Source organism: Pseudomonas sp. OTU750018 (genome assembly GCF_011636575.1).
In the GTDB taxonomy this organism is placed as follows: Bacteria; Pseudomonadota; Gammaproteobacteria; order Pseudomonadales; family Pseudomonadaceae; genus Aquipseudomonas; species Aquipseudomonas peli.
On record NZ_JAAPAU010000001.1, the window covers coordinates 409,171 to 432,910 of the forward strand.

At 59.1% G+C, this 23,740-nt stretch carries 22 protein-coding genes; 6 read left to right on the forward strand and 16 right to left on the reverse strand.

The window, feature by feature from the left end:
* The first annotated feature begins 71 nt into the window (after positions 1-71).
* Together HCI85_RS02100 and HCI85_RS02105 are read left to right on the forward strand one after the other, a co-directional pair.
* A complete protein-coding gene (locus HCI85_RS02100; protein ID WP_167141513.1) occupies positions 72-407 on the forward strand; it encodes a tRNA-binding protein in 336 nt (111 codons plus the stop codon).
* Positions 404-1,330: a DMT family transporter gene (locus HCI85_RS02105; protein WP_167141515.1), complete on the forward strand. Its 927-nt coding sequence runs from the start codon at positions 404-406 to the stop codon at positions 1,328-1,330. The genes HCI85_RS02100 and HCI85_RS02105 overlap by 4 nt, the downstream gene beginning before the upstream one ends.
* Here HCI85_RS02105 and HCI85_RS02110 read toward each other — a convergent pair.
* The 7 genes from HCI85_RS02110 to recQ all read right to left on the reverse strand — a co-directional run bounded on the left by HCI85_RS02110 (position 1,263) and on the right by recQ (position 10,436).
* Complete coding sequence (locus HCI85_RS02110) at positions 1,263-1,550, reverse strand: SelT/SelW/SelH family protein (protein ID WP_167141517.1); 288 nt, start codon at positions 1,548-1,550, stop codon at positions 1,263-1,265. The genes HCI85_RS02105 and HCI85_RS02110 overlap by 68 nt on opposite strands.
* A 114-nt stretch (positions 1,551-1,664) precedes the next feature.
* Complete coding sequence (locus tag HCI85_RS02115) at positions 1,665-3,722, reverse strand: FimV family protein (protein ID WP_167141519.1); 2,058 nt, start codon at positions 3,720-3,722, stop codon at positions 1,665-1,667.
* 263 nt (positions 3,723-3,985) lie between these two features.
* Positions 3,986-5,389 carry a DHA2 family efflux MFS transporter permease subunit gene (locus tag HCI85_RS02120; protein WP_167141521.1) on the reverse strand — a complete coding sequence of 468 codons (1,404 nt, stop codon included), beginning with the start codon at positions 5,387-5,389 and terminating at the stop codon, positions 3,986-3,988.
* Positions 5,389-5,823 carry a MarR family transcriptional regulator gene (locus HCI85_RS02125; RefSeq protein ID WP_090248226.1) on the reverse strand — a complete coding sequence of 145 codons (435 nt, stop codon included), beginning with the start codon at positions 5,821-5,823 and terminating at the stop codon, positions 5,389-5,391. Before HCI85_RS02125 ends, HCI85_RS02120 begins: the two co-directional genes overlap by 1 nt.
* Positions 5,824-5,915: 92 nt before the next feature.
* A complete protein-coding gene (locus HCI85_RS02130; RefSeq protein ID WP_167141523.1) occupies positions 5,916-6,932 on the reverse strand; it encodes a DUF2804 domain-containing protein in 1,017 nt (338 codons plus the stop codon).
* Positions 6,933-7,047: 115 nt separating this feature from the next.
* A complete protein-coding gene (locus HCI85_RS02135; RefSeq protein ID WP_167141525.1) occupies positions 7,048-8,211 on the reverse strand; it encodes a GGDEF domain-containing protein in 1,164 nt (387 codons plus the stop codon).
* A 98-nt stretch (positions 8,212-8,309) separates the two neighbouring features.
* Positions 8,310-10,436, reverse strand: coding sequence for a DNA helicase RecQ (gene recQ, locus HCI85_RS02140; protein ID WP_167141527.1), 2,127 nt, complete (start codon positions 10,434-10,436; stop codon positions 8,310-8,312).
* Positions 10,437-10,601: 165 nt separating this feature from the next.
* Between recQ and HCI85_RS02145 the strand changes: the two genes are divergently transcribed.
* The 4 genes from HCI85_RS02145 to lapD all read left to right on the forward strand — a co-directional run bounded on the left by HCI85_RS02145 (position 10,602) and on the right by lapD (position 14,373).
* Positions 10,602-11,189, forward strand: a complete 588-nt coding sequence (locus HCI85_RS02145; RefSeq protein ID WP_090248233.1) for a UPF0149 family protein — start codon at positions 10,602-10,604, stop codon at positions 11,187-11,189.
* Positions 11,190-11,198: 9 nt separating this feature from the next.
* The gene (locus tag HCI85_RS02150; protein WP_167141529.1) at positions 11,199-11,612 is read left to right on the forward strand and encodes a YbaN family protein; all 414 of its coding nucleotides are present in this window, start codon (positions 11,199-11,201) and stop codon (positions 11,610-11,612) included.
* Between the two features lie 109 nt (positions 11,613-11,721).
* Positions 11,722-12,414: a cysteine protease LapG gene (gene lapG / locus HCI85_RS02155; protein ID WP_167141531.1), complete on the forward strand. Its 693-nt coding sequence runs from the start codon at positions 11,722-11,724 to the stop codon at positions 12,412-12,414.
* A 9-nt stretch (positions 12,415-12,423) separates the two neighbouring features.
* Entirely contained in the window at positions 12,424-14,373 is a 1,950-nt protein-coding gene (gene lapD, locus HCI85_RS02160; protein ID WP_167141533.1) for a cyclic di-GMP receptor LapD, read from the forward strand.
* A 79-nt stretch (positions 14,374-14,452) separates the two neighbouring features.
* Here the strand turns inward: lapD and HCI85_RS02165 are convergent, their stop codons facing one another.
* The 9 genes from HCI85_RS02165 to HCI85_RS02205 all read right to left on the reverse strand — a co-directional run bounded on the left by HCI85_RS02165 (position 14,453) and on the right by HCI85_RS02205 (position 23,628).
* Positions 14,453-15,859 (reverse strand): sigma-54-dependent transcriptional regulator, encoded by a 1,407-nt coding sequence (locus tag HCI85_RS02165; RefSeq protein WP_167141535.1) that lies wholly within the window; start codon positions 15,857-15,859, stop codon positions 14,453-14,455.
* 6 nt (positions 15,860-15,865) lie between these two features.
* Complete coding sequence (locus HCI85_RS02170; RefSeq protein ID WP_160085040.1) at positions 15,866-17,074, reverse strand: sensor histidine kinase; 1,209 nt, start codon at positions 17,072-17,074, stop codon at positions 15,866-15,868.
* Positions 17,075-17,258: 184 nt separating this feature from the next.
* A complete protein-coding gene (locus tag HCI85_RS02175) occupies positions 17,259-18,731 on the reverse strand; it encodes a sigma-54 dependent transcriptional regulator (protein ID WP_090248242.1) in 1,473 nt (490 codons plus the stop codon).
* A 237-nt stretch (positions 18,732-18,968) separates the two neighbouring features.
* Complete coding sequence (gene fliT, locus HCI85_RS02180; RefSeq protein WP_090248244.1) at positions 18,969-19,265, reverse strand: flagellar protein FliT; 297 nt, start codon at positions 19,263-19,265, stop codon at positions 18,969-18,971.
* A gap of 27 nt (positions 19,266-19,292) precedes the next feature.
* Positions 19,293-19,673, reverse strand: a complete 381-nt coding sequence (gene fliS / locus HCI85_RS02185) for a flagellar export chaperone FliS (RefSeq protein ID WP_160085042.1) — start codon at positions 19,671-19,673, stop codon at positions 19,293-19,295.
* A gap of 72 nt (positions 19,674-19,745) precedes the next feature.
* Positions 19,746-20,138 carry a flagellar export chaperone FliS gene (gene fliS / locus HCI85_RS02190; RefSeq protein ID WP_090248247.1) on the reverse strand — a complete coding sequence of 131 codons (393 nt, stop codon included), beginning with the start codon at positions 20,136-20,138 and terminating at the stop codon, positions 19,746-19,748.
* Positions 20,139-20,140: 2 nt separating this feature from the next.
* Positions 20,141-21,601: a flagellar filament capping protein FliD gene (gene fliD, locus HCI85_RS02195; protein ID WP_160085043.1), complete on the reverse strand. Its 1,461-nt coding sequence runs from the start codon at positions 21,599-21,601 to the stop codon at positions 20,141-20,143.
* Positions 21,602-21,678: 77 nt separating this feature from the next.
* A complete protein-coding gene (locus HCI85_RS02200) occupies positions 21,679-22,071 on the reverse strand; it encodes a flagellar protein FlaG (RefSeq protein ID WP_160085044.1) in 393 nt (130 codons plus the stop codon).
* Between the two features lie 72 nt (positions 22,072-22,143).
* Positions 22,144-23,628, reverse strand: coding sequence for a flagellin (locus tag HCI85_RS02205; RefSeq protein WP_160085045.1), 1,485 nt, complete (start codon positions 23,626-23,628; stop codon positions 22,144-22,146).
* Between the last annotated feature and the right edge of the window lie 112 nt (positions 23,629-23,740).

The following is a 23,740-nucleotide window of genomic DNA, read 5'->3' on the forward strand; positions in this document are numbered from 1 at the left end:
CCCACGATTCCCGCGACAGACAACGGCGCAGATAGGCACCTAGACTGCCCGGCAGAATCGAGGAGTCGCCTATGCAAAACATCGAATGGCAGGACTTTGAAAAAGTGGAGCTGCGCGTCGGCACCATTCGCACCGCCCGACCTAATGAAAAAGCCAACAAACCCGCCTATGTGCTGGAAGTGGATCTCGGCGAGCTGGGCATCAAGAACTCCAGCGCCCAGCTCACCGCCCATTACAGCTGCGAGCAGCTAGTCGGCCGCCAAGTGCTGTGCGTGTGCAACTTCGCCGCCAAGCGCATCGCCAGCGTGCGCTCCGAAGTGCTGGTGACTGGCGTCTATGACGCCGATAACAAGGTCGTGCTGGCCGGCTTCGACAAACCGCTACCCAACGGTGCACGCCTGGCATGAATCAACGCAATGCACTGTTGGCGATTCATCTAGGCGCCCTGCTGTTTGGCCTATCGGGCATCTTCGGCAAGCTGGCCAATACCACGCCACAGATGATCTCCGCCGGCCGCGCCGTGTTCGCCGTGGCGGCCCTGTTGCTGTTCGCCAAGCTGATCAGCAACGCGCGTCTGGTCCGCCTTGGCTTACGCCAGACCGGCCTGCTAGTCCTCGGCGGCTTGCTGCTGGGCGGTCACTGGTGGAGTTTTTTCGAGTCCGTACATATCTCCGGCGTGGCCATCGCCACCCTCGGCTTTGCCAGCTTCCCGGCCTTTACCGTGCTGCTGGAGGGACTGCTGTTCAAAGAACGCACGCGACCGGTCGAATACGCCATGGTGGCGCTGGTGTGCCTGGGTCTGGTGCTGGTTACCCCGCATTTCGACCTGAGCAGCCAGGCCACCAGCGGCCTGCTCTGGGCAGTACTTTCCGGCCTTCTATTCGCCCTGCTGTCGCTGCTCAACCGCGCCAGCACCCGTGGCATCGAGCCAGTGCAGGCGGCGCTGTACCAGAACCTCGCCGTGCTGCTGGTATTCCTGCCGCTGGCCTGGCCGACGCTACCCAGCGTGCAGGCTCAGGACTGGTTATGGATGGCCATGCTTGGGATCTTCTGCACGGGCCTGGCGCACAGCCTGTTCGTCGCCAGCCTACGGGTACTCAAGGCACGCACCACGGCGGTGATTTTCGCCCTGGAGCCGATCTACGGCATTGCCTTCGCCTGGCTGTTGTTCAGCGAAGTGCCGACACTGCGCATGCTGGCTGGCGGGCTGCTGATTGTCAGCGCGATTTTTCTATCGGCGCGGGGCGCGGATGGCCAAGTGATCAATGACTGCGGTCGTTATGACCCAGATCCCGCGCCAGATCGATCTGATCGCGCAAGCGCTGCTTGAGCACCTTGGCCTCGGGAAAACCGCCATCGGCCTTTCGCTCCCAGATCTGCACACCATCACAGGTGATGCGAAACACCCCGCCTGTACCGGGCTCCAGGCAAACCCTGGATAAATCATCGGTAAACGTCGACAGCAGTTCCTGCGCTAGCCAGGCAGCGCGCAGCAGCCACTGGCATTGCGTGCAATAGGTAATAACTACTTCGGCTTTGGGGTTGGACATTGGCAGGCTCACGACGGATGAAAAACCGATGATAACGCGCAGCTGCCATACGTCAGCAGAAGAAAAACGCCCGCGTAGCGCAAGCTAGCGGGCGTTGAGCAACAGCGTTCTGAATCAGGCGATTTTAGCCAGCAGCTGACGCGCCTCCTGCTTCTGCTCCTCATCGCCTTCGTTGATTACTTCATTGAGGATCTGGCAGGCGCTGTCCAGGCTGCCCTGCTCGATATAGGCCAGGGCCATGTTCAGTTTGGACAGGTTTTCGCGGTTGCTGGCCAGCTCATCAAAATCATCCAGCAGTTCCACATCAAGGACGTCACCACCCCAACCGTCATTGGATGTTTCTTCCACCAGCATGGACTCGGCAAACGGGCTGCGGGCATCACGGCTGCTGGACAGTTCGAAGATATCCGAAGTCTTACGCTTGGCCGCAGTAGTGCTGCCGGTCTTGTCCGCCACTTTGTTCGGCGCAGTTGGGGCAAAGGGGCTGACCAAATCCCAGTCGGCATCCAGCGACATATCGTCCAGATTGAGCTGGCCATCATTGGCAGCATCCACCAACGGCTGCGCCTCGACCTCATCCAGCTCCAGCACCACATCGTCCAGCAATCTGGCCGACGGCGCGCTGAACAGCTCGGCATGCCGCGCCTTCAACTCGTCGATTCGCGCCGGAGTAAAGCCGGATGCCCGCACCACGGCTTCATGGTCGATAAAACCTTGGGCATCCCCCAACAACGCCAAAACTTCCAGCAAGCGGAAACCGATATCACTGCGCTGCGGCTGAGCCTCCCAGGCCTTGCGCAACGTGCTGGCGGCCTCATTCAGGCGGCCATAAGCGATATACACGTTGGCACTTTGCAGCGCATCCTCACCCGCTGCTGGCCATACCGGCCCACCACGCGGCACCTCGCGCATATTGAGCGCTACTGCAGCGGCCGGCGTGACAGCTGCCGATGGAGCAGCACTGGGCACTGTCTGCATGACCGGCATCACGGCAGTGGCGACCGCAACAGGGGCTGGTTCAACGGGTTTTCTGCTGCGCCAGAACAGCCCCACGACACCGGCCAGTAACAGCGCCAGTAGACCGGCAATAATCGCCAGCCAGTTGCTACCTGATTCCGCCGTAACCGGTGCGGTTACCGCGACCGGAGCAGGCACAGGCGCGGCACTTGCTTCAGCGCTCGCACGACGCGCGGCCAACTCGGCTTGCAAGCCAGCAATCTGCTGATCACGCGCTTCCATCTGTTCCTGCAGCTGCTGAACCTGCAGGCCCAGCTGCGCCAGGCTCTGTTGCAATTGCAGGGTCTCACTAATCTGGCTGGCCAGCTCCTGCTCGACGCGAGCCTGTTCCTGAATCAGCAGCTCGGCTGGCGGGTCGACCGGCAGCTGAGCACTAGGCGCAGCCACAGTCTCGGGCGCAGCAGTTGCCGCTACTGCCGGCTCGACCACTGCAGACGGCACACCCGCAACACTATCGGGCAAGAACAATTGCGCACCGGCACGCAGGCGATTGATATCACCGTTGATGAAGGCTTGCGGATTAAGCGCGTGCAGATCACGCATCAGCGACTGAGGTGTTACCTGCCCTGTCTCAGCGGCCAGACGCTCGGCAATCTTCCACAAGCTGTCGCCGCTGATCACGCTGTAGCGATTTCCCTGCTCCGCGGCGGGCAATACCGCTGGCCGTGTAGGCTCAACAGCCTCGGCACGAGTCACAGTCGGTGCTGATACAGGTAATGTAGATGCAGCAGACGCCGCTAGGCTGCGGTAAGCCGCAGAGCTGGGTGGGTCAAGCAATACGGTGTACTCGCGGTACAACTGGCCGGTGGGCCTGGCCACTTCAACAATAAAATTCAGGTAAGGCTCACGCACCGGCTGCGTCGATACCACGCGAATCACACTCTTGCCGCCCCGCAACAACGGGGTAAAACGCAGGTCATTAAAGAAATACAGACGGTCGACGCCGGAACGGCTGAACACTTCGGCAGGCGCCAGGCGCACGCGCATGTCTTCAGCGGTCAGATCGCCCACATCAAACAATTCGATTTCGGCATCCAGCGGCTGACTAAGCGTCGAATGCAAGGTGATTTCGCCCAAGCCGAGTGCAGGGACTAAGCCTGAATACAATGCTGAACTTGACGCCAAACCTAGTAGTAACTGACGAACCTTTGCCATAAAAAACGCTCCCGTGACTCCGCCCCCTAATCCCTCGCCACTTCACGTCCGGGACGTGCGCTTCCAGCGCTTGCGACAGAGTAGGAATCGGCAAATGTTGCCTTGGGAAGTACGTTCCGTGTTTAACCCGGCTGGTGCATGGCCATAAATACGGCGCACTGAATAGACGAATAACCGACGCCGCTCGGCAAAAAGCCATTACAGATGCAAGCATAGGCGTTTAGCCAAGAAAACGACAACTCCGTCACACAACCGTTTAGCTGTCAGCGCCTGGTCGATTTGACGCCCCAGGCCGACAAAACCGTGATCGCGAAGACGCCAGCCACCAACCAGAAACTCTGCTTGAAGGCGAGCATCTCCGCTAAATGATCGCCGCCTTCCGCGCTGTGCCGCCACTCCAGAAAGAAGGTCAGCAGGTTGACCCCGAACGCGCCGCCGAGCTGACGCACGAAGGTGATGGCGCCAGCGCCTTGAGCCAGTTCCTCAGGGCTGAGGATATCCAGCGAACCGGTACTCAAGGCCGGCAGCAACACGCCCAGACCAATACGCCCGACACAGGCCCAGAAACACAGTTGAATAAATGAGGCGCCCTGCTCAACCCAAGCCATCCCCGCCGCCGACAAGGCAAAGATCAACAGCCCGCCACTCAGCAGCACTGCCGCAGACAGCCGATCACTGAGCCAGCCGCCGAGAAAGGACGCCATGCCCATCAAGATTCCCGCCGGCAACAGCAGCAGACCCGAGCGTCCGGCGCTGAAGCCTTCAACGGTCTGCAAATACAGCGGAATCAGGTAAGTGGAACCGTACAAGCCCAACCCCAGGGTCAAGGCGACCCAACTGGCACTGCGGAACCCGGCATGCCGCCACAAGGCAAGCGGCAACAGCGGCTGAGCAGCGCGCCGGCTGCGCAGGATAAACGCCATACCGGCCAGCAGTGCGAGGCAACCCGGTAACCAGACCCTCGGCGCAGTCCAGGCAAAACGCTGCGCCTCGGCAAGAAAGCCCAACGCTGCAAATATCGCCACACACAGCCAGGCAAAGGCCTGAATATCCAGACGCGGGGTGCTGGCCGCACGTTCACTGGGCAACAACCACTGCCCAGCGAGCACGGCCAGCAGGCACATCGGCAGCGGCATCCAGAAAATCGACGGCCAACCGAAATGATCGACCAGGTAACCGCCGATTCCCGGCCCCAGCGACGGCGCCAGCATCACCCCCAGGCCATATATGCCCAGCGCCATGCCGCGGCCGCCATCGGCGAACACCCGAAAAATCAGCACCATCGCCAGCGGCTGCACAATACCCGCACAGAGACCCTGCACAATGCGCAAGGCAATCAGCTGCCAAGCGGCATGAGCCACCAACGCCACCAGTGAACTGAGGATAAACAGCAGCAGACCAAACTGCGCCGTACGCCGCGCACCAAAGCGCGCCTGCGCCCAGGCGGCCAGCAGCAGGCCAGCGGTCATGGCCGCGAGAAAACCGGTGGACAGCCACTGCGCCAGCGGCCGGCCAATGGCGAAGTCCGCCATGATTGCCGGCAAGGCGACGTTGATACTGGTAGAGGCCAAGACCATGGCCATGCTGCCGACCATCAGCAACGCTAGCAGCCACTGCGGGTAGCGCGGACCGAAACGTTGCTGCAGGGCCTGCAGGTCGTCACGCATCAGCGTTTTTCCAGGTTACTCAACACCTGGGCATGAACCTTCTGGCAGCGGCGCAATTCGTCTTCATCAATGCCAGCGAACACTTCCTGGCGCAGTTGCGCAGAGATCGCTTCGATCTTTTCAATCAGTGGGCGGGCCTGCGGGCTGAGGGCAATCTTCTTCGCGCGGCGGTCTTCGGGCACCGCCTGGCGGCTGACCAGGCCTTGGGCTTCCAGACTGTCAAGCAGACGCGCCAAGGTCGGCCCTTCGACACCGACGCTCTGCGCCAACTCGCGCTGGGTCGGCAATTCGGCAAAGCGCCCCAGATGCAGCAGCACCAGCCAGCGGGCCTGGGAAAGCCCCAGGCCGACCAGGCGGCGATCCAATTCGGCGCGCCAGGCACGGGAAAGCTGGGCAACTTGCATGGCAAAACGGTGTTGATCGGTATGCGACATGGACAACGGCTCTTAACTATAAAAAACTAATTATTAGCCAGCTAACCATAACCCTTTTCATGAGGCAAGCCTGCAGAAGGCTTACAACCGTTTCACCACTTTACATACTGATCTTCAACAAAGCCCCAGAGGTTGTCGATGCGCACTTCGGGCCGGCCAGTCGGGCGCAGTACGCCGGTGAACTGGCCAAATATCTGTTTGAAGTTGCTCGCCAGCAGCCCTACGTTCAATCGCTCCTTGTGCAGGCCACGTCCCTCGAAGCGCAGCTCCACCTGGCCGTCATAGGAGTTGATCAACCAAGGCTGCAGCGGCTGATCACGATCAAAGGCAAAGCGCACGGTATCGACCTTGAGCAGCTCGCCATCCAGCCAGAAGCAGTTCTCGGTAAAGCTACTTTCATTGACCCCGCAGGACAGGTTAAGCCCGACCCGCTGCTCCCCGGCCGGACCGGATAAGCAGGCCCAGTTCCAATGGGTCTCCGGGCGCATATAACCGGCCGACCAGTCGTGGTGGGCAAATGCGCCGATCTGCGCCAGGTCGAAATCCCCCAGCGCACTGCGCACTTGCCCGGTGCAGCGTACCCCCGCCACTTTCTGTGCATAGACCCAGCCATTGACCGCCGTCGGCGTGTTGATGCACATCGGCTGAAAAGCAGGTTCTGCCTCAGAGAAACAGGCGTCGATGCGAGTGCCGTCATCCAGTTCCACCAGCAGACGCTTTTCCTTCGATACGGAGCTGTTCTCCAAGCGCAGCAGATTGCCGCCGCTACGCACCTCGCACACGCCCTGATCTGGGGTCTGCGAGAACTGGCTGCCAAAGCCCAGCGGCAGCTTGAACTGACGCTCGATCATGCGCCCGCTGGCCGGGTGGAACAGATAGACAAATCCCACGCCCAACAGGCTGAGGTTGGCCAGCGCGCAGCCGCCAATCAGCTCATCGCTGATCAGGCCGAAATACTGGAATTGATGAAAACGCCGCCATTTGGCTAACGCACCCAACTTGCGCCCCATAGGCGAGCGGAAATCAAAATCGCGGTAGTTGATCAGCCCCGGCGCGGCGGGAAAGATGCCGTAATGCGGCTGGCCGTCGGCCTGAATCAGTCGATCCATCGGAGCAATCACTCAAGAAAAAAACCTCAGCGATGCTAGCACCGCGACTTTGCTCCGAGCATTCACCGCAGGCGCCAAGCGCAGCGGCAAAATCGGCCACCTCAAGCCCAGACTCTCAGGCCACGACCTGATTGCGGCCAAAAGCCTTGGCTTCATAAAGTGCGCGATCTGCATGCTCATAGAGCTGCGCCAACGCCCCCCCAGCGGCAGGCTGGATACAGGAAATACCAATCGACATGGTCAGCATGCTTGCCGTATCCGAGCCGGCATGTTGGATGTTCAAGGTCTGCAGAGTCTGACGCAGGGCTTCGGCGTGATGCCGCGCTTCGGCTTCACCGATGTCGTAAAGCAACACGGCAAACTCCTCACCGCCCAGACGCACAGCAATGTCCAGTGGACGCCGTGCCGCGTCCTGCAGCAGGCTGCCTATGCGCTGCAACACGTTGTCGCCGGCTTGGTGACCGTAGTGGTCGTTGTAGGCTTTGAAGTGATCAACATCGCAGAGCAACAGCGCCAGGCTGCGCTGTTCGCGCTGCGCCTGACGCCAGAGGCGCTCGAACTGGCGGTTGAAACTGCGGCGGTTGTGCAAGCCGGTCAGGCTGTCGTGATCGGCCAGTACGCGCATCAACCGGCTGATCAGAAAATGCTCGCGCGACTTGAACTCCAGCAAGTAACACCCTACCGCGCCCATCAAGTTGCCAAACAGTAAAAACAGGGTGTTATTGATCAACCGAGGCATGGGTAAATCGGCGACCAGTAGCTCGACACAGACGTATACCAACAGCACCAGCAAAGAGCAGCACAACGCCTCGATCAGGCGTAACCCAGCCAGAAAGTAGGCGGCCATACAGACCAACAGCAACCCTTCATAGGGGTAACTGGAGTCCACTCGATGGGCAATGCCCACCACCAACGATGCTGCCGCGCCAAGTGCAAGCAGGCTGACCCAGCTAAGCGGTTGCAGCAAATGAACATGCTTGCGCTGAATCAGCAATACACCAAACAGGCACAGCAACAGTAAGACGGCGAGACGGATGGCCAGCATCCACCACACCTCGGGCGCCCGAATCAGGACGAAATCGAACGCGGCAAACGCCAGCCACACCAAAATGCCCACAACCAGGGCAATACGCTTGAGATCGAAGGTGTCGTCACGCACATAGTTGCGGTACTCCTGCTCCAGCGGCCGAGAGAAACGCAGCAGTCGAAAACCCAAGGCGAGCTGATCGGCATAGGGGCTGGGGCGAACATCGTCTAGCCAGGCATGGGAAAGCGGCACCGGAACCTCTGCAGCTGAGTGGCTGAAACCACCTTAGCCGCTCATACCGGGTGCCACAAGCCGAACCATCCGCGGGGATAACAGCCACGCGAGGCGTGTCAGGCCTCGAATTCGGCCTGCAAGGCAGCACGTACGCAGTGCAGGATGCCCAGCTCTACCCGTCCGGCAAACTGCTCACTGATCGCCGCTACCGGTGGCAACTCACCTTCGCCATCGAGGAAGGCATCCTGAATTTCGCCGAGCAATCCCTCAGGCACATCCAGCGCCTGTTCTAAGGACAGCTGCTGCCGACCAATGGCTTCGGCCAGCAGACCGTAAACATTCTTCTCGCTGCAACTCAGCTGGCTGGCAATCTGCGCGGGGGTCATGCCGGCGCGGGCCAGGCTGACCAGCTCGTGGCGCAAGTCGACCACTGCACGCGGTGCTTCATCATCCGCACCGAGCACAGCCAGGAAGGCCTCACCATAGCGTTCCAACTTGCGCGCACCGACGCCACTGACCCGCGCCATTTCAGCCAGAGTGCTGGGCTGGCTACGCAGCATCTCCAGCAAGGTGGCATCCGGGAATATCACATAAGGCGGCACGCCATGCTCTTCTGCCAGTTTGCGGCGCAAGGCGCGCAGCGCTTCCCACTGGCCGCGCTCCTCACCACGCACCAGCTGGCTAGCTGCACTGCTTGAGGCCTTGGCGCTTTGCTGGGGTTTCAGATCACGGCGTAGCTGCAGGCTGACCTCTCCCTTGAGCAAAGGCCGGCAACTGTCAGAAAGACGCAGCCCACCAAAACCGTCCAAATCAACATCCGCCAAACCGCGCGCCACCAACTGACGAAACAGCGAACGCCACTCCCCCTCGGTCAGCGCCTTACCGATACCAAATACGGCCAAATGCTGATGACCCACGGTGCGAATTTTCTCGTTATCACGCCCGAGCAATACATCAACCAGATGACCCACACCGTAACGCTGGCCGGTGCGGTAGATCGCCGACAGCGCCTGACGCGCCGGCTCGGTGGCATCCCAGGTCTGCACACCGTCGATGCAGTTGTCGCAATGGCCGCAGGGCTGCGGCATGTCTTCGTCGAAATAAGCCAGCAGCGCCTGGCGCCGACAGCGGGTTTCCTCGCACAGCGCCAGCATGGCATCGAGCTTGTGCTGCTCGACGCGCTTATGCCGCTCGTCGCCTTCGGAGTTGTTGAGCATCTGCTTGAGGAAGATCACATCCTGCAGGCCGTAAGCCATCCAGGCATCTGCGGGCAGGCCATCACGGCCGGCGCGACCGGTTTCCTGATAATAAGCTTCTAGGGATTTCGGCAGATCAAGGTGGGCGACAAAGCGCACGTTGGGTTTATCGATGCCCATGCCGAAGGCGATGGTCGCCACCATGATCAGCCCTTCCTCATTGAGAAAGCGCTTCTGGTGAAAGGCGCGCAACTCGTTGGCCAAGCCGGCGTGATAAGGCAATGCAGGGAAGCCTTGCTCAGAGAGGAACGTGGCCACTTCCTCGACCTTCTTGCGCGACAGGCAATACACGATGCCAGCATCGCCCTTGCGCGCAGTCAAAAAGCTCAGCAGCTGCTTGCGTGGCTGCTCCTTGGGCACGATGCGGTAGAAGATGTTCGGCCGGTCGAAGCTCGACAGGAAACGCTCGGCATTCTGCAGGTGCAGGCGCTGAACGATTTCCTCACGGGTGCGCATGTCGGCCGTGGCCGTCAGAGCAATGCGCGGCACGTGAGGGAACAGCTCGGCCAACTGGCCCAGCTGCAGGTATTCGGGGCGGAAATCATGCCCCCACTGCGACACGCAATGCGCCTCGTCGATGGCGAATAGGGCAATGTCGAGGTTCTGCAGAAAGCTCAGCATGCGCGGCTGCACCAGCCGCTCGGGAGCCAGGTAAAGCATCTTGATTTCGCCGCGCTTGATTCGCTCGGCGATCTCGCGCTGCTCATCGGCGCTCAAGGTCGAGTTCAGCGCCACCGCGGCCACGCCCAGCTCATCAAGGGTGGCGACCTGATCATCCATCAACGCAATCAGCGGCGACACCACCACAGCCAGGCCATCGCGCAATAGGGCCGGCACCTGGAAGCACAGCGACTTGCCGCCACCGGTGGGCATCAGTACCAGGGCATCACCACCGCTGGCCACGCGCTCGATAATGGCACCCTGACGGCCACGAAAACTGTCGTAGCCAAAGACGTCTTTAAGGATGCGTTGCGCGTGTTCGAGCATGAAGGGTCTCCGAAACAAGCCGCGCATTATACGCAAGTGCCGCTTGGGCACGCGCAGGCATGCTGGCGTTTGATCCGATTTTCACCCGCCATGGCCGCGCCTATGGCTGCACTGGCCGCTCTAGACTAGAATTCAGCCTCGTTTACTCCTTCAAGGTAGCCCCCGATGTCCTTCGCCGAGCAACTCTCCCGCCTGCAAGCCTTCCTCGATGCCGATGAGCTGCATGAAGAGGCACTGGACTACATCGCCGCCCACGGTTACCTGACCGCGTTGTCGATCTGCCCAGAGCCGGTGCCTGAGCGCGAGTGGATTGACGCGCTGTTCTCCGAGGCGCCGCATTACCGCAGTGATGCCGAACGTGAAGAGATCGAAGCGACCCTGATTCAGCTGCAAAGCCATATCGCCCGCCAACTGGCCAGCGACGATGAGCCCGACGTACCGTGCGACCTCGACCTGGGCGAAGAGCCAGACGATTCCGACCTGCGCGGCTGGTGCATCGGCTTTATGGAAGGGGTGTTCCTGCGTGAAGCGGTATGGTTCGACGACGCCGAAGATGAAGTCAGCGAGCTGCTGCTGCCGATCATGGTCGGTTCAGGCCTGTTCGACGAGCAACCTGAATTCGCCGAGATCGCCCGTGACCGCGACCTGGTCGACAGCATGGTCGAGCAGATCCCTGAGCTGCTGACCGCACTGTTCCTGCTATGCCATGCGCCGGAAGAAAAGCCGGCTCTTCTGAAGCCTCGCCACCACTAAGCACGCGCCATGGCGCGTGAGATTCCGGTGCCGCCTGTTCAAGAGCAGCGCAACCCCGTTATTCGCTACGTTCTGCTGGCCATCGGCTGGCTGAGCGTGGCACTGGGTGTTATCGGCATCTTCCTCCCAGTACTGCCCACCACGCCTTTTCTGCTGTTGGCGGCAGCGTGCTTTATGCGCAGCTCGAAGCGCTTCTACCTGTGGCTGGTCAATCACCGCCAGCTTGGCCCATGGATCGTTGATTACCTCGAAGGCCAGGGTATTCCACTCAAAGGTAAGGTCTACGCCATAGGCCTGATGTGGCTGAGCATCGGCCTGTCGTGCTACCTGGTGCCGTTGTTCTGGGCCCGGGCTTTTATGCTGACCAGCGCGGTCGTGGTCAGCTTGTACATACTCAAGCAGAAAACCCGGATCAAACCCTAAGCCCGCACTTCTGCCATCGCCGACAGCGCTCAGCACAGATTCAGGTTCTAAGCGGCAAAAAGCACAGGCTGCACCTAGACTTGCCTGATCTCTGGTCGAGGCGCGTTACATGCCAGCCCGTCAGTACCTTCCACTAAAGCTGATACCGCTCAAGCGAGCCGCGTTAGGCTGCAGTGCACTCTTGTTTGGCTTGGCCAGCGCCCTGGCCAACTGGGATTTTGCCGTCATCCTTAAAAATGCTGAAACCCGGTATGGCAACCTCGGTGCCGCCAAGCAGCGTATCCAGGCCTGGGAAGCGCAAATCATGGCCAGTGGCAGCAGCAGCGAAAGAGATAAGCTCACCGAGGTCAACCGCTTCTTCAATCGGCAGATCCGCTTTACCGACGATATCCGCCTGTGGAAACAGAACGATTACTGGGCCACGCCCATCGAGATGCTGGTCAAGGGTGAAGGCGACTGCGAAGACTATTCCATCGCCAAATACTTCACCCTGCGCCGCCTCGGTATCCCCAGCGACAAACTGCGCATCACCTACGTCAAGGCGCTCAATTACAACCAGGCGCATATGGTCCTGACCTACTACGCCAGCCCCGGTGCCGAACCACTGGTGCTGGACAATCTGATCAATGAAATAAAACCCGCCTCGCAACGTAAAGACCTGCTGCCGGTCTATGCATTCAACGCCGAAGGCCTCTATCTACCGGGTTCCACCAGCAGAAAGAGCGATTCCAAGAAGCTCTCACGCTGGCAGGACATCTTGAAAAAAATGCGCACGGAGGGCTTCGCCATCGGCGAAGGCTAGGAGGAACCTATGTCTCTACTCAAGCAGCTATTTCTCGCCATCTGCCTGTTCCTGGTAGTGGCCTTTACCGGCAGCTTTATCGCCGGGGTGGAAAGCTCGCGTGAGCAATTGCTCAGCCAGCTGCGCTCCCATGCCCAGGACGCCGCGACCGCGCTGGGCCTGTCGATGACCCCGCACGTGGATGACCCGGCGATGATCGAGCTGATGGTCAGCTCGATCTTCGACAGCGGCTACTTCACCAGCATCCGCGTGGTGCGCATCCCTGGCGGTGAGGTGATTGTCGAGCGACGCAGCGACGAGGCCAGCGCCGACACCGTTCCGGTCTGGTTCAGCGAGCTGGTTAACCTACAGCCCCAGGGCGGTGATGCGCTGATCATGCGCGGCTGGGAACAGGCCGCACGGGTTGAAGTCCTCAGCCACCCGCAATTTGCCCTGGCTAAACTCTGGGACAGCGCTATTGGCAGCCTACTCTGGCTGCTGCTCTGTGGTTTGGTTAGCGCCGTACTCGGAGGCTGGTTACTGCGCACCCAACTGCGCCCGCTGGACAACATGGTGCAGCAAGCCCAAGCCATTTCCCGTCGTGAGTTTCTTACCCTGCCCAAAGTACCGCGCACACCCGAGCTCAAACGCGTCGTCACCGCCATGAACCAGATGGTGGAAAAACTAAAAACTCTGTTCGCCGAAGAAGCCGCGCGCAGTGAAAAACTGCGTGAAGAGGCCTATCAGGACAGCATCACCGGCCTGGCCAATCGCCGCCTGTTCGATATACGCCTGGCCCATCAGCTGGTCGTCAACGACCAGAATGCCGATGGCTATCTCGTTCTGTTGCGCGTCAATGATCTCAGTGGGCTGAACCAACGCTTCGGTGGCCAGCAAACGGACGCGTTGATTGCTGCCATCGGTGAGCTGCTCAAACGCCTGCTTCATCAGCCTCAGCGCGCCAGTTGGTTGGCCTCACGCAGCCGCGGAGGCGAATTCAGCTTGCTGGCACCGGGCATTGGCCGTGAAGAGGCCGATCTGCTGGCCGGCGAACTGCATGCAGGCCTGGAAAGCCTGCGCCAGACCGGTGCCAGCGACTGCACACCGGTAGCGCACATGGGCATTGCCGCCTTCCGCCCAGGCGAAGAACCCGGCCAAGTCATCAGCCGCGCTGATCAGGCCCTGGCGCAAGCGCAGAACGATCCGAGCCGCGACTGGGTACGTCTGGATGATTACAACGCACAACCGACTCAGGGATTGCACGACTGGCGCATCTGGATCGACGAAGCACTCAACAAGCGCAAGCTGCAGCTGTATTTCCAGCCGGTCACGCAATGTGCCGACCGTAATCAGCTGCTGCACCATAAGGTGCTGGCGCGCCTGCTTGACCCGCAAGGTGAAGCGATTGCCGCCGGTCGCTTCCTACCATGGATTGAACGCCTGGGTTGGACCGCGCGTTTTGACCTGGCCATGCTTGAACACAGCCTGGCGCACCTCGGCCAGCATGCAGCGCCGCTGGCCTTGAGCCTGTCGGCCGCGACCCTGCGTGACAGTGAAACACTCAAGCGCATGTTCGAAATACTCAGACAGCACCCGCAGCAGGCCAGCCTGCTGACCCTGGAAGTGGACGAGCGTCACCTGCCGCCTGCGGCCGAGCTGGAAGCGCTTAGTCAGGGCATCCGCGACACCGGCTTTAGCCTCGGCCTGCAGCACTTCGGCGGACGTTTCAGCCTGATCGGTAACCTGACCCACCTGGGCCTGGCCTACCTGAAACTCGACGGCACCTACATCCGCGCCATCGATCAGGAAAGCGACAAACGCATGTTTATCGAAGCGGTGTTCCGCGCCACCAACAGCATTGACCTGCCGTTGATTGCCGAAATGGTGGAAACCGAGGGCGAGCTGGCAGTGCTCAAGGAGCTGGGGCTGTACGGCGCAATGGGCCGCCTACTGGGCGCGCCAGAACCGTGGAAAGACTGATCTGCCAACGCAAACGGGGTAGTCCGATGTACGGCCTACCCCGATTCAAGTACAGCGCTTAGAGCCCATCCACAGCGGCTCAGCTGGCAAACAAATAACCTTCCACATCCATCCCGGCATCACGCATCTGCGCCAGCTTGTAGCGCAAGGTACGTGGGCTGATGCCCAGGCGCTCAGCGGCTTCCTTGCGACGACCACGCTCGGCACGCAGGGTATCGATGATCATCTGAAATTCATGCCGACGCAGATCATCGCCCAATGCGCCAGCTTCAGCCGGCGAGGTGTCCTGCTGCGCAGGTGAGCTATTGACCACCACCGACAACAGCGGTTGCGCGGGCGGCGTAACGGCCGAACCAATCGGCGCCAGCAGACAGAGGTCCTGCGGCTGAATCAGACCGCCTTGCTGCAGAATCAACGCACGCTGGATGGCGTTATCTAGCTCGCGCACATTGCCCGGCCAACTATGACTCATCAGGCTCACCTGCGCCTGCGGGGAAAGCCGAATCGGCGCGTGGTTCATTTTCTTAACGTACTTGGCCAGCAGACGCTCAGCCAGCGGCACGATATCCGCCGGCCGCTCACGCAGAGGTCGCCAGGCCAGCGGAAAGACCGACAGGCGATAGTAAAGGTCTTCACGGAAACGCCCCGCCGCCACTTCTGCGGCCAGGTCACGGTTACTGGTGGCCAGCACGCGGATGTCCAGGGTGATCGGCTTACGCGCGCCAACCCGCTCCACCTCGCGCTCTTGCAGCACGCGCAGCAACTTGGCCTGCAGACCCAGTGGCATCTCGGAAATCTCGTCGAGCAGAATGGTGCCGCCCTCGGCCAACTCAAACTTGCCTGGCGCGCAGGCAATGGCGCCGGTAAAGGCGCCCTTCTCGTGACCAAACAGCGTGGCCTCGAGCATGTTGTCCGGAATCGCTGCGCAATTGATCGCAATGAAGGGTTTGTTGCCGCGTGGCGATTGCTGGTGGATAAAACGCGCCAGCACCTCTTTACCCGTACCGGATTCGCCCGTGATCAACACCGTGGAATCGCTTTGCGCCACCCGTGTGGCCAACGCCAGCAGTTGCACGCTGGCCGGTTCTTCGGCAACGGGACCATCCTGCTCGCTGACAGAAATACGCCCCAGTGCATGCCGATCCACCAGCGTCAGTAACGCCTTTGGCTCAAAGGGTTTGACCAGGTAATCCGCTGCGCCCTGGCGCATGGCATCCACCGCCCGCTCCACCGCGCCAAACGCAGTCATCAGCAGCACCGGCAGTTGCGGCTGACGCTGACGAATCTGCGCGAGCAACTGATGGCCATCCATGCCGGGCATGTTTACGTCGCTGACCACCAGGCCGAAAGGTTCTTCGGCGATCGCCAGCAGCGCCGCTTCGGCGCAATCCACCGCGCGGTAATCATGCCCACCCAGCGCCAGGGTATCGGCCAGGGCTTCGCGCAACGCGCGGTCATCTTCGACCAGTAGAATTTTGCTCGCCATGGATGGTTACTCCTGAATCAAAGGGTGCGTAGCACCAAGCAGCGGCAGGGTGAGAATGGCGCAGGTGCCACGCCCCGGCCGCGAACGCAGCTGCACATCGCCTTGATGGGCACGCGCCACTGCCTTGACCACGGCCAGGCCAAGCCCGGTGCCGGTGGTTTTGGTGGTAAAGAAGGGTTCGCCAAGCCGCGCCAGCGTAGCGCTGTCGATGCCAGGACCGTTGTCGCTGATGCACAGGCGCAGCGTTTCGCCGCGCTGATACAGATGAATCTTCAAGCGCGCCTCACGGCCGCCGGCCTGAATCGCGTTTTCGATCAAATTGAGCACGGTGCCAACCAAAGTGTCGCGGTTGCACAGCAGCTCGCCCGCGCGGCTGTCGCACTGCCAGCGCACCTGCATATCCAACACGTGGGGTTCGGCGGCGCTGCGCAGAGCCTCGAACAGTGCCTTGGGCGCCAAGCGATCCGGCAACGGCAGTTCGCCACGGGCGAAGATCAGCATGTCACGCACCTGATGCTCCAGCTCATGCAGACGCTCTTTCAGGCGGCCAGCAAAACGCTGCTGCTGCTCAACCGGCAGTACCTGTTCAGTCAGATGACTGGCATAGAGCAATGCGGCAGAGAGGGGCGTACGAATCTGATGCGCCAGAGAGGCAACCATGCGGCCAAGGGCAGACAGACGCTCGTGGCGAGACAGCTGATCCTGCAAGCGCCGGGTTTCTGTCAGGTCGGTTAATAGCACCAGCTGACCAGGCTCGGCATGCAAGGAACGGGTGGCAATCGACAAACGCCGGCCATCCTTCAGGGAGATTTCGTGACCGTCATCCTCGCGCGGGGCAAAGTTACGCGCGATAACCTGGCGCCAAAGCATGCCCACCAGCGGTTGGCCGAGCAGGTTACGCGCCACCGGGTTGGCTTCACGCACCACGCCCTGGCCATCGATCACGATCACCCCGCCGGGCAGCAGATCCAGCAGGCTCTGCAGGCGATGAGCCAGACGCTCTTTCTCGGCCAGCTCTTGCATACGCTGAGCACTTACCAGCGCCAACTGGCCCTTAAGCTCAGTTACCCGCGCCTCCAGCATGCTGTAGCTGGTGCTGAGCTGAGTCGACATCTGGTTGAACAAGGCAAAAGCCTGTTCGAGCCCGGCACGGCTGGCCTGCTCCACGGGAGCGGGCGCTTCGGACTCTTCAGGGCGTTGGGCGTTAGCGTTCATGGTTCTCTCTCGCGCAGCGAGCCGTCATAAGACAGTCAGTTGCAAGAGAGTTAGCAATACCCGTGCCTGAAAAAATATCCTTTTAAATCAATACTATAAAAAACAAAGCCGAAGGTTTCGTCAAACCTTCGGCTTTATTAGGGGGACTGCGCCAAGTCACTGACGATTGCCTGACGCAGAAAGGTCAGTCGTCCAGCCCCTCATCATCACGTCGGCTCATGCCGTACTTGCGCATTTTCTCGACCAGGGTGGTGCGCCGAATACGTAAACGCTCGGCAGCACGCGCCACCACACCACTGGCATCGTCGAGCGCCTGTTGAATCAAGCCCTGCTCAAGGTTGCCCAGGTAATCCTTCAGATCCAGGCCTTCCGGCGGCAGCATGGCCATCGAATCCACACCCGGCAGACCGGCCAGGATAGTCGCGCGCTCATCCAGCTCATCACGCAAGCTGGCCACCATGTTCTCGTCTTCATCGTCGACATGGCGAAATTTCTTCGGCAGCTCGCCCACGCCAATCACGCCATAGGGATGCATGATCGCCATGCGCTCGACCAGGTTGGCGAGCTCGCGCACGTTACCCGCCCAGTCATGCCGGCACAGCGACATAATAGCCGCCGAGTTGAAGCGGATGGAGCCGCGCTTCTCGAACTCCATGCGCGAGATGAGCTCATTCATCAGCAGCGGGATGTCCTCGATACGCTCACGCAGCGGGGCCATCTCGATCGGGAAGACGTTGAGGCGGTAATACAGGTCCTCACGGAAGCTGCCGTCCTCGATCATTTTCTCGAGGTTCTTGTGCGTGGCCGCAATGATCCGCACATCGGCGCTCTGGGTCTTGTTGCTGCCGACGCGCTCGAAAGTGCGCTCCTGCAATACGCGCAGCAGCTTCACCTGCATCGGCAGCGGCATGTCACCGATTTCATCGAGGAACAAGGTGCCGCCATTGGCCAGCTCAAAGCGCCCGGCACGGCTGGTGATAGCACCGGTGAATGCGCCCTTCTCGTGACCGAACAGTTCGCTCTCAAGCAACTCGGCAGGAATTGCACCGCAGTTAACCGGTACAAAAGGCGCTTCCCGACGCTTGGAGTGGTAATGCAAGTTACGCGCGACCACTTCCTTGCCCGTGCCCGATTCGCCAAGGATCAGCACGCTGGCCTCGGTATCGGCCACCTGCTGCATCATCTGTCGCACTTGCTGGATGGCCCGACTGGTACCAACCAAGCTGCGGAACAGGTTGGTCTCACGCTGACGGCCACGCTCACGAGCCTGGTCGTACATCTCGCGGTAAACCTGGGCGCGGTGCAACGAGTCGAGTAGCTTGTTGTAGCTCATCGGCATTTCCAGCGTCGCCAGTACGCAGCGGCGCTGTTCTTCTGGCCACTCGGCAGCGACCTGATCGTTAATCAGCAGCGTCGGCAGGAACTCATCCCAGACGGCCAGCTGTTTCAGCATCTCTAGCACGCCACCTTTGGCTTTCACTTCACCAAGCAAGACGCTGAGTACTTCACGACTAGACCCCAATTCCGCGACGCATTGACGCCAGTTTTGACTGTCACACGCCAGATGATCTTCACCGAGAAAATTCAAGATCACCGTCAAGTCGCGACGGCGCTCGCTGTTATCGTCAATCAGGAGGATTTTGGTTTCACGCCACATAATTTATTTACTGATCCTGGAGTGAAAAACGCGCCCGCCGCACAAACATCGCTCAACCCAGCGCCGGCAATTGGCCAGTAGTTAAGTCAATTTTTTGTTAATAGTCAATTTAATGGCGTGCTTTTTTATTGGACTCGCCAAGCAAACTCAGCGTGAGCAACAACATAGGGGAAATGTAGAGAAGATGAAGCGTTACCAGAAGGTCGATACTGGACAGCATCGACCGAAGACAGCCAATCAACCAAATAGCTGATAGACCTTGGCACCTTGTTGCGACTGGTTCAGCTGAACGAGCTCATGGGCCAAGCGCTGCTGTTCGGCTTGGCACACATTCACCAGCTCGCGATAAAGATCCAGCAACTCCTGCATGCGCGCACGCAGGGTTTCTTCATCGTTCGCAGATTCAACCATCGCTTCGTCAACAGCCAGGCGGCACTGTAGGTCTAACTCGCCAATGGCGGCCCAATCCTGACTGGCCAACGCAGTGCGCAATGCGCTACCGGTTTCTTCAAGACGCTGCACGGATGAACTCATAAACAATTCCTCAGGCGGGAAACAGCATCACTCAGCGATAGCATCCCAGCCAGCTTTTACATTACGCAGCAGGCCTGCAACTTCATCAAGCGGCGCGATCTCATTCTGCACATTGGCATCCACCAAGCGTGTGGCCATGTATTCGTACAGACTATCGAGATTGGCAGCGACTTCACCGCCTTGCTCATGGTTAAGACCTTCACGCAAGCCGCCAATAATACCAATGGCCTTGCTGATCAGCTCGCCCTTGAGGGCGACCTGGTTGCGCTCCATCGCACCACGCGCTTGCGCCAAACGCGTCAGCCCACCTTCCATCAACATCTGAATCAAGCGATGTGGGCTGGCTTCAACAGCCTGAGCCTGAGTGTTGACGGTTTGATACTGCTTGAGAGCCGCCATAGCGTTCATCGTTGTTCTCGCTGTTCTGTTTACTGAATACCTTGGGTATCGGCGCTGCAGAACAAAGCTTTAGCAACGAAATCAGTTTCCTACAGCTGGCTCAACCTCTGGACCGATGGCGTCCCATGCGCTCTTGATTTGCTCAAGCAGCGCCTGAACCTCATCCAGCGTACGCGGCGTACTGTCGACTGCTACGCCCGCCAAACGACGCGTCATATAGTCGTAGAGTGAATCCAAGTTCTCGGCAATCTCACCACCCAGCTCTTTGTCCAAGCTGGCCTGCAATACACCCAGGATAGTGATGGTGCTGCCAACAGCCATACCGCGAATCTCGGCATCGCCCTCAACCTGCGCATGCTTAGCCAACATCACGCGCTGCAGTGCCCCCTCAAGCAACAACTGAACGGTGCGATAGGGCGAAACATCATGACTGGTATTGACCTGTTTATAGGTGTCGATCGGTTTCTTGCTCATTACTAATCCTTTTTAACGAAGCCTGGCAGGCTGGCAAGTTGGTTGGCCAGGCTCTCGCTGGTTTTCTGCAGACGCCCTACAAGGGAATCCATAGCGTTGTATTGGGCATAAAGACGCGTTTGCAGACTCTCGACTCGAACAGCCAATGCTTTGCGCTGCTCATCGACACCAAGCTTGGTGACTTGCAACGCATCAGTACGTTGCTTAAGTACACCTGTAGCGCCCACATAAGCGCCAACAGAGTTGGATAGACGCCCCATCAGGCCATTGTCACCGGCAAGATAACCGGCCACTTGATCGAAATTACTATCCAGCTGCTTGGTTAACGTCGTGTCATCAATCTTGAGCTGACCGGTTTTCCAATCAGAGGTAATGCCCAAACCTCCAAGCGCTTTAACACCGCCTTCGCCGGTGATATTGACCATTTCGTTACGCAGGCTGGACAACACATTTCGTATGGACGAATCACCGAGCAGAGGGCCGGTTACCGGCTTACCGCCATCGACTGGAACGACAGCAGTCAATTGCGACGTTGTACTGATCAACGCGTTATAAGCGTCGACAAACTTTTGCAGGTTGCTTTTCACTGCGCCTTTATCGACGCCAACAGTGACACTGATGGTTTTACCATCGGCTAAATCAGTGGCGCTCTGCGCTGCAGTCAGATCCAGCGTCACCCCTTCTAGAGCGTCTTCAATGCGGTTGGTATTGCGCACCAGCTCCAAACCATCAATCGATATCTTGGCCGACTGAGCCTTGGTGATCACACCACCAGCACCCGTAGTGGAATTAGGTTTAAGGAAGGCATCGGCATTGCCGGGGTCGACCGTCGGAGCAAACGCCTGAGAGGTCAACGCGTTGGCTCCAGTGGTGACATTGTCTTCGCTGGCTACGACCTGAATATCATTGCCTGCACCACTTTTGGTTGAGTTCAGCACCAGCCGCGAGCCCGAATCATCCGTGATGATGGTTGCACTCACACCACTGCTTTTACCCGCCTCGTTGATTGCATCGCGCATACCCGCCAGGGTGTTATTGCCAGAGGTAATGTTGACACCGAAGCTAGAACTGCCCGTAGAAATAGTCAGTGAACCGCTGTTGAATGTAGCGGTATTACCACCCGTGACCGACTGCAACGCTACCTTGCTGCTGGTCGCCAACTGCTTGACCTGCACGTTGTAATTGCCTGCAGGGGCGGTAGTAGATGCGGTAACTTTAAGAGCGCTGGTATTGGAGGAACTCGCCGTTCGCGACTCGAATAATGAAGGCTTATTCAGCGAGTCGACGGCAGTTTTGAAGGTATTGAGCGCGCTGGTCAGCGAGCCCATGGCTGAGATGCGTGCAACGGTGGTTTTCTCGAGACGGTCCAGCTGGTTGGTCTTGGGTGCTCTTTCGGCATTGACCAACGCTGTGACGATTTCGTCGATTTTGATTCCTGAGCCAATGCCCGTAATCCCGACCATGCTTCACCTCGCCAAAATAATGACTGCAATCACGCTACATAAGCGTTAACAGTCAAAAGCTGTGCCAACCTTGTTGGCTAGGCCTCAGCTTTGAATAACAAACTACGGACCTCCGAAAGATTCTCTGCCAACTGCAGCGCTTCTTCAGAAGGGATTTGCCGGATCACATCACCCGACCCTGCATCGGTCACTTTAACCACGACACGCCCACTACCTTCTTCAAGGGAGAAATTGAGACTGCGACGAACTGATTGGACAAAGTCCTGAATCGTCGCAACTGCCGCTTCAACCTCTTCACGAGAAGCCGCAGGGCCGCTCTCTAACTGTGTAGCGCTTCCAGTTGTAGCGTCTTCAGAAGGCTTACGCTCAACACCATCGGCACCAACCTTGGCAGATGGACTGGGCGTACGCTCTGCTTTAGAAGCAACAGCGGTGGATGCCGACGAAACCTGAATTGAACTAATGTCCATAACTTTCTCCTCAGAATGAGGGAACGGGGAGAAGAGCTAAGCCCTTCTCCCCGCAGTCTAGCGCGTTTACCCTTAGCCGAGCAGGCTGAGCACAGCCTGTGGCAACTGGTTAGCCTGGGCCAAGATCGCAGTACCAGCCTGCTGCAGGATCTGATTTTTGGTCAGTTCCGAAGTTTCAGCAGCGAAGTCAGTGTCACGAATCCGGCTGCGAGCTGCAGAGGAGTTCTCAGAAATGTTCTGCAGGTTCGAGATGGTGTTCTCGAAACGGTTCTGAACAGCACCAAGCTGGGCACGCTGGCTATCGATGTTAGAGATCGCACCGTTGATGATACCCAGCGCATCCTGAGCACCCGTCGCTGTACTGATGTCGATGGTGTTGACCGCATCCAGCTCACTGAAACCATCAGCGCCCAAACCACCACTCAGACCGTTCACACTGAAGGCATCAGCTGCTTCAAGCTGAACTTGACCGTCAGCCCGCGCGCCGCCACCAACAGCAATGGTAGCTGCAGTACCTACATCGGTCTCACCGTCAAAACTCTTAGTCGTCAGGCTCGCACCGCCTGAACCCGCGTAGTTGCTGATGCTGATCGCATCGCCACGGGAGCTGACCAGCTCGATGGTGCTGCCTTTGGAAACAGCCGAGATGCCCGTTTTACCGGTTTCACGGTTGATCGCATCGGCCAGGGAAGACAGGTCGGTCAGATCGTTTACAACGGCAGAAACAGTAGCTGAGTCAGTTTCAAGCGACTTACTGGTCAGGCCAGACAGGTCGAAGGAAACAGTACCCGAAGCAGTGATACCACCCAATGTGGCAACGGTACGAGCGTTGGCAGTTACGCCGGTTTCGTCGCTCTTAGCGTTGATGGCACGAGCCACTTCACTCGCCGAGCCGCTGGCTGTACCAGCAATGGCTACATCACCGTCGGACAGTTTGGAGTTGATATTGAAGGACGCATCACCGTAGGCACTACCCGAGGTGGCGCTGAACGCAGCACCCGACGCAGTAGCAGCTGCGGCTGCACCATCAGTGGTAAAGCGGTTGATACCGATACGATCAGTGGCTGCAGAACCGATCGAAACGCTGATTGTTTCGTAGGCGTTTGCACCCACCTGGAAGCTTTGCGAACCGAAAGAACCATCAAGAATCTTGCGACCACCGAAGCTGGTGGTTTCAGAAATACGGTTCAGTTCTTGTTGCAACTGCGACACTTCGCCTTGCAGAGCGGCACGTTCGGTAGCACCGTTGGAACCGTTGGCCGACTGCAGAGCCAAGTCACGAATACGTTGCAGAATGCCAGTCGACTGCTGCAGTGCACCTTCAGCGGTTTGCGCCAGGGAGATGCCGTCGTTGGAGTTACGGGTCGCAACGTTCAGACCGTTGATCTGGCTGGTCAGACGGTTGGAAATCTGCAAGCCGGCGGCGTCATCCTTGGCGCTGTTGATGCGGAAGCCAGTGGACAGGCGCTGCAGCGAAGTGTCCAGGCCTTTGGATGAGCTGTTGAGGTTACGCTGGGTGTTGAGTGACGCTACGTTTGTGTTGACTGTAAGGGCCATGGTGTTTGCCTCCAAAGGACCGTGCTACTGAGTTTGTCTGAGCCTGCGAGCTTCGGGCCTGCTTTGCTCAGACGCCCCATAAAGTTCGCATTCGATCTTTATATCGGCGGCC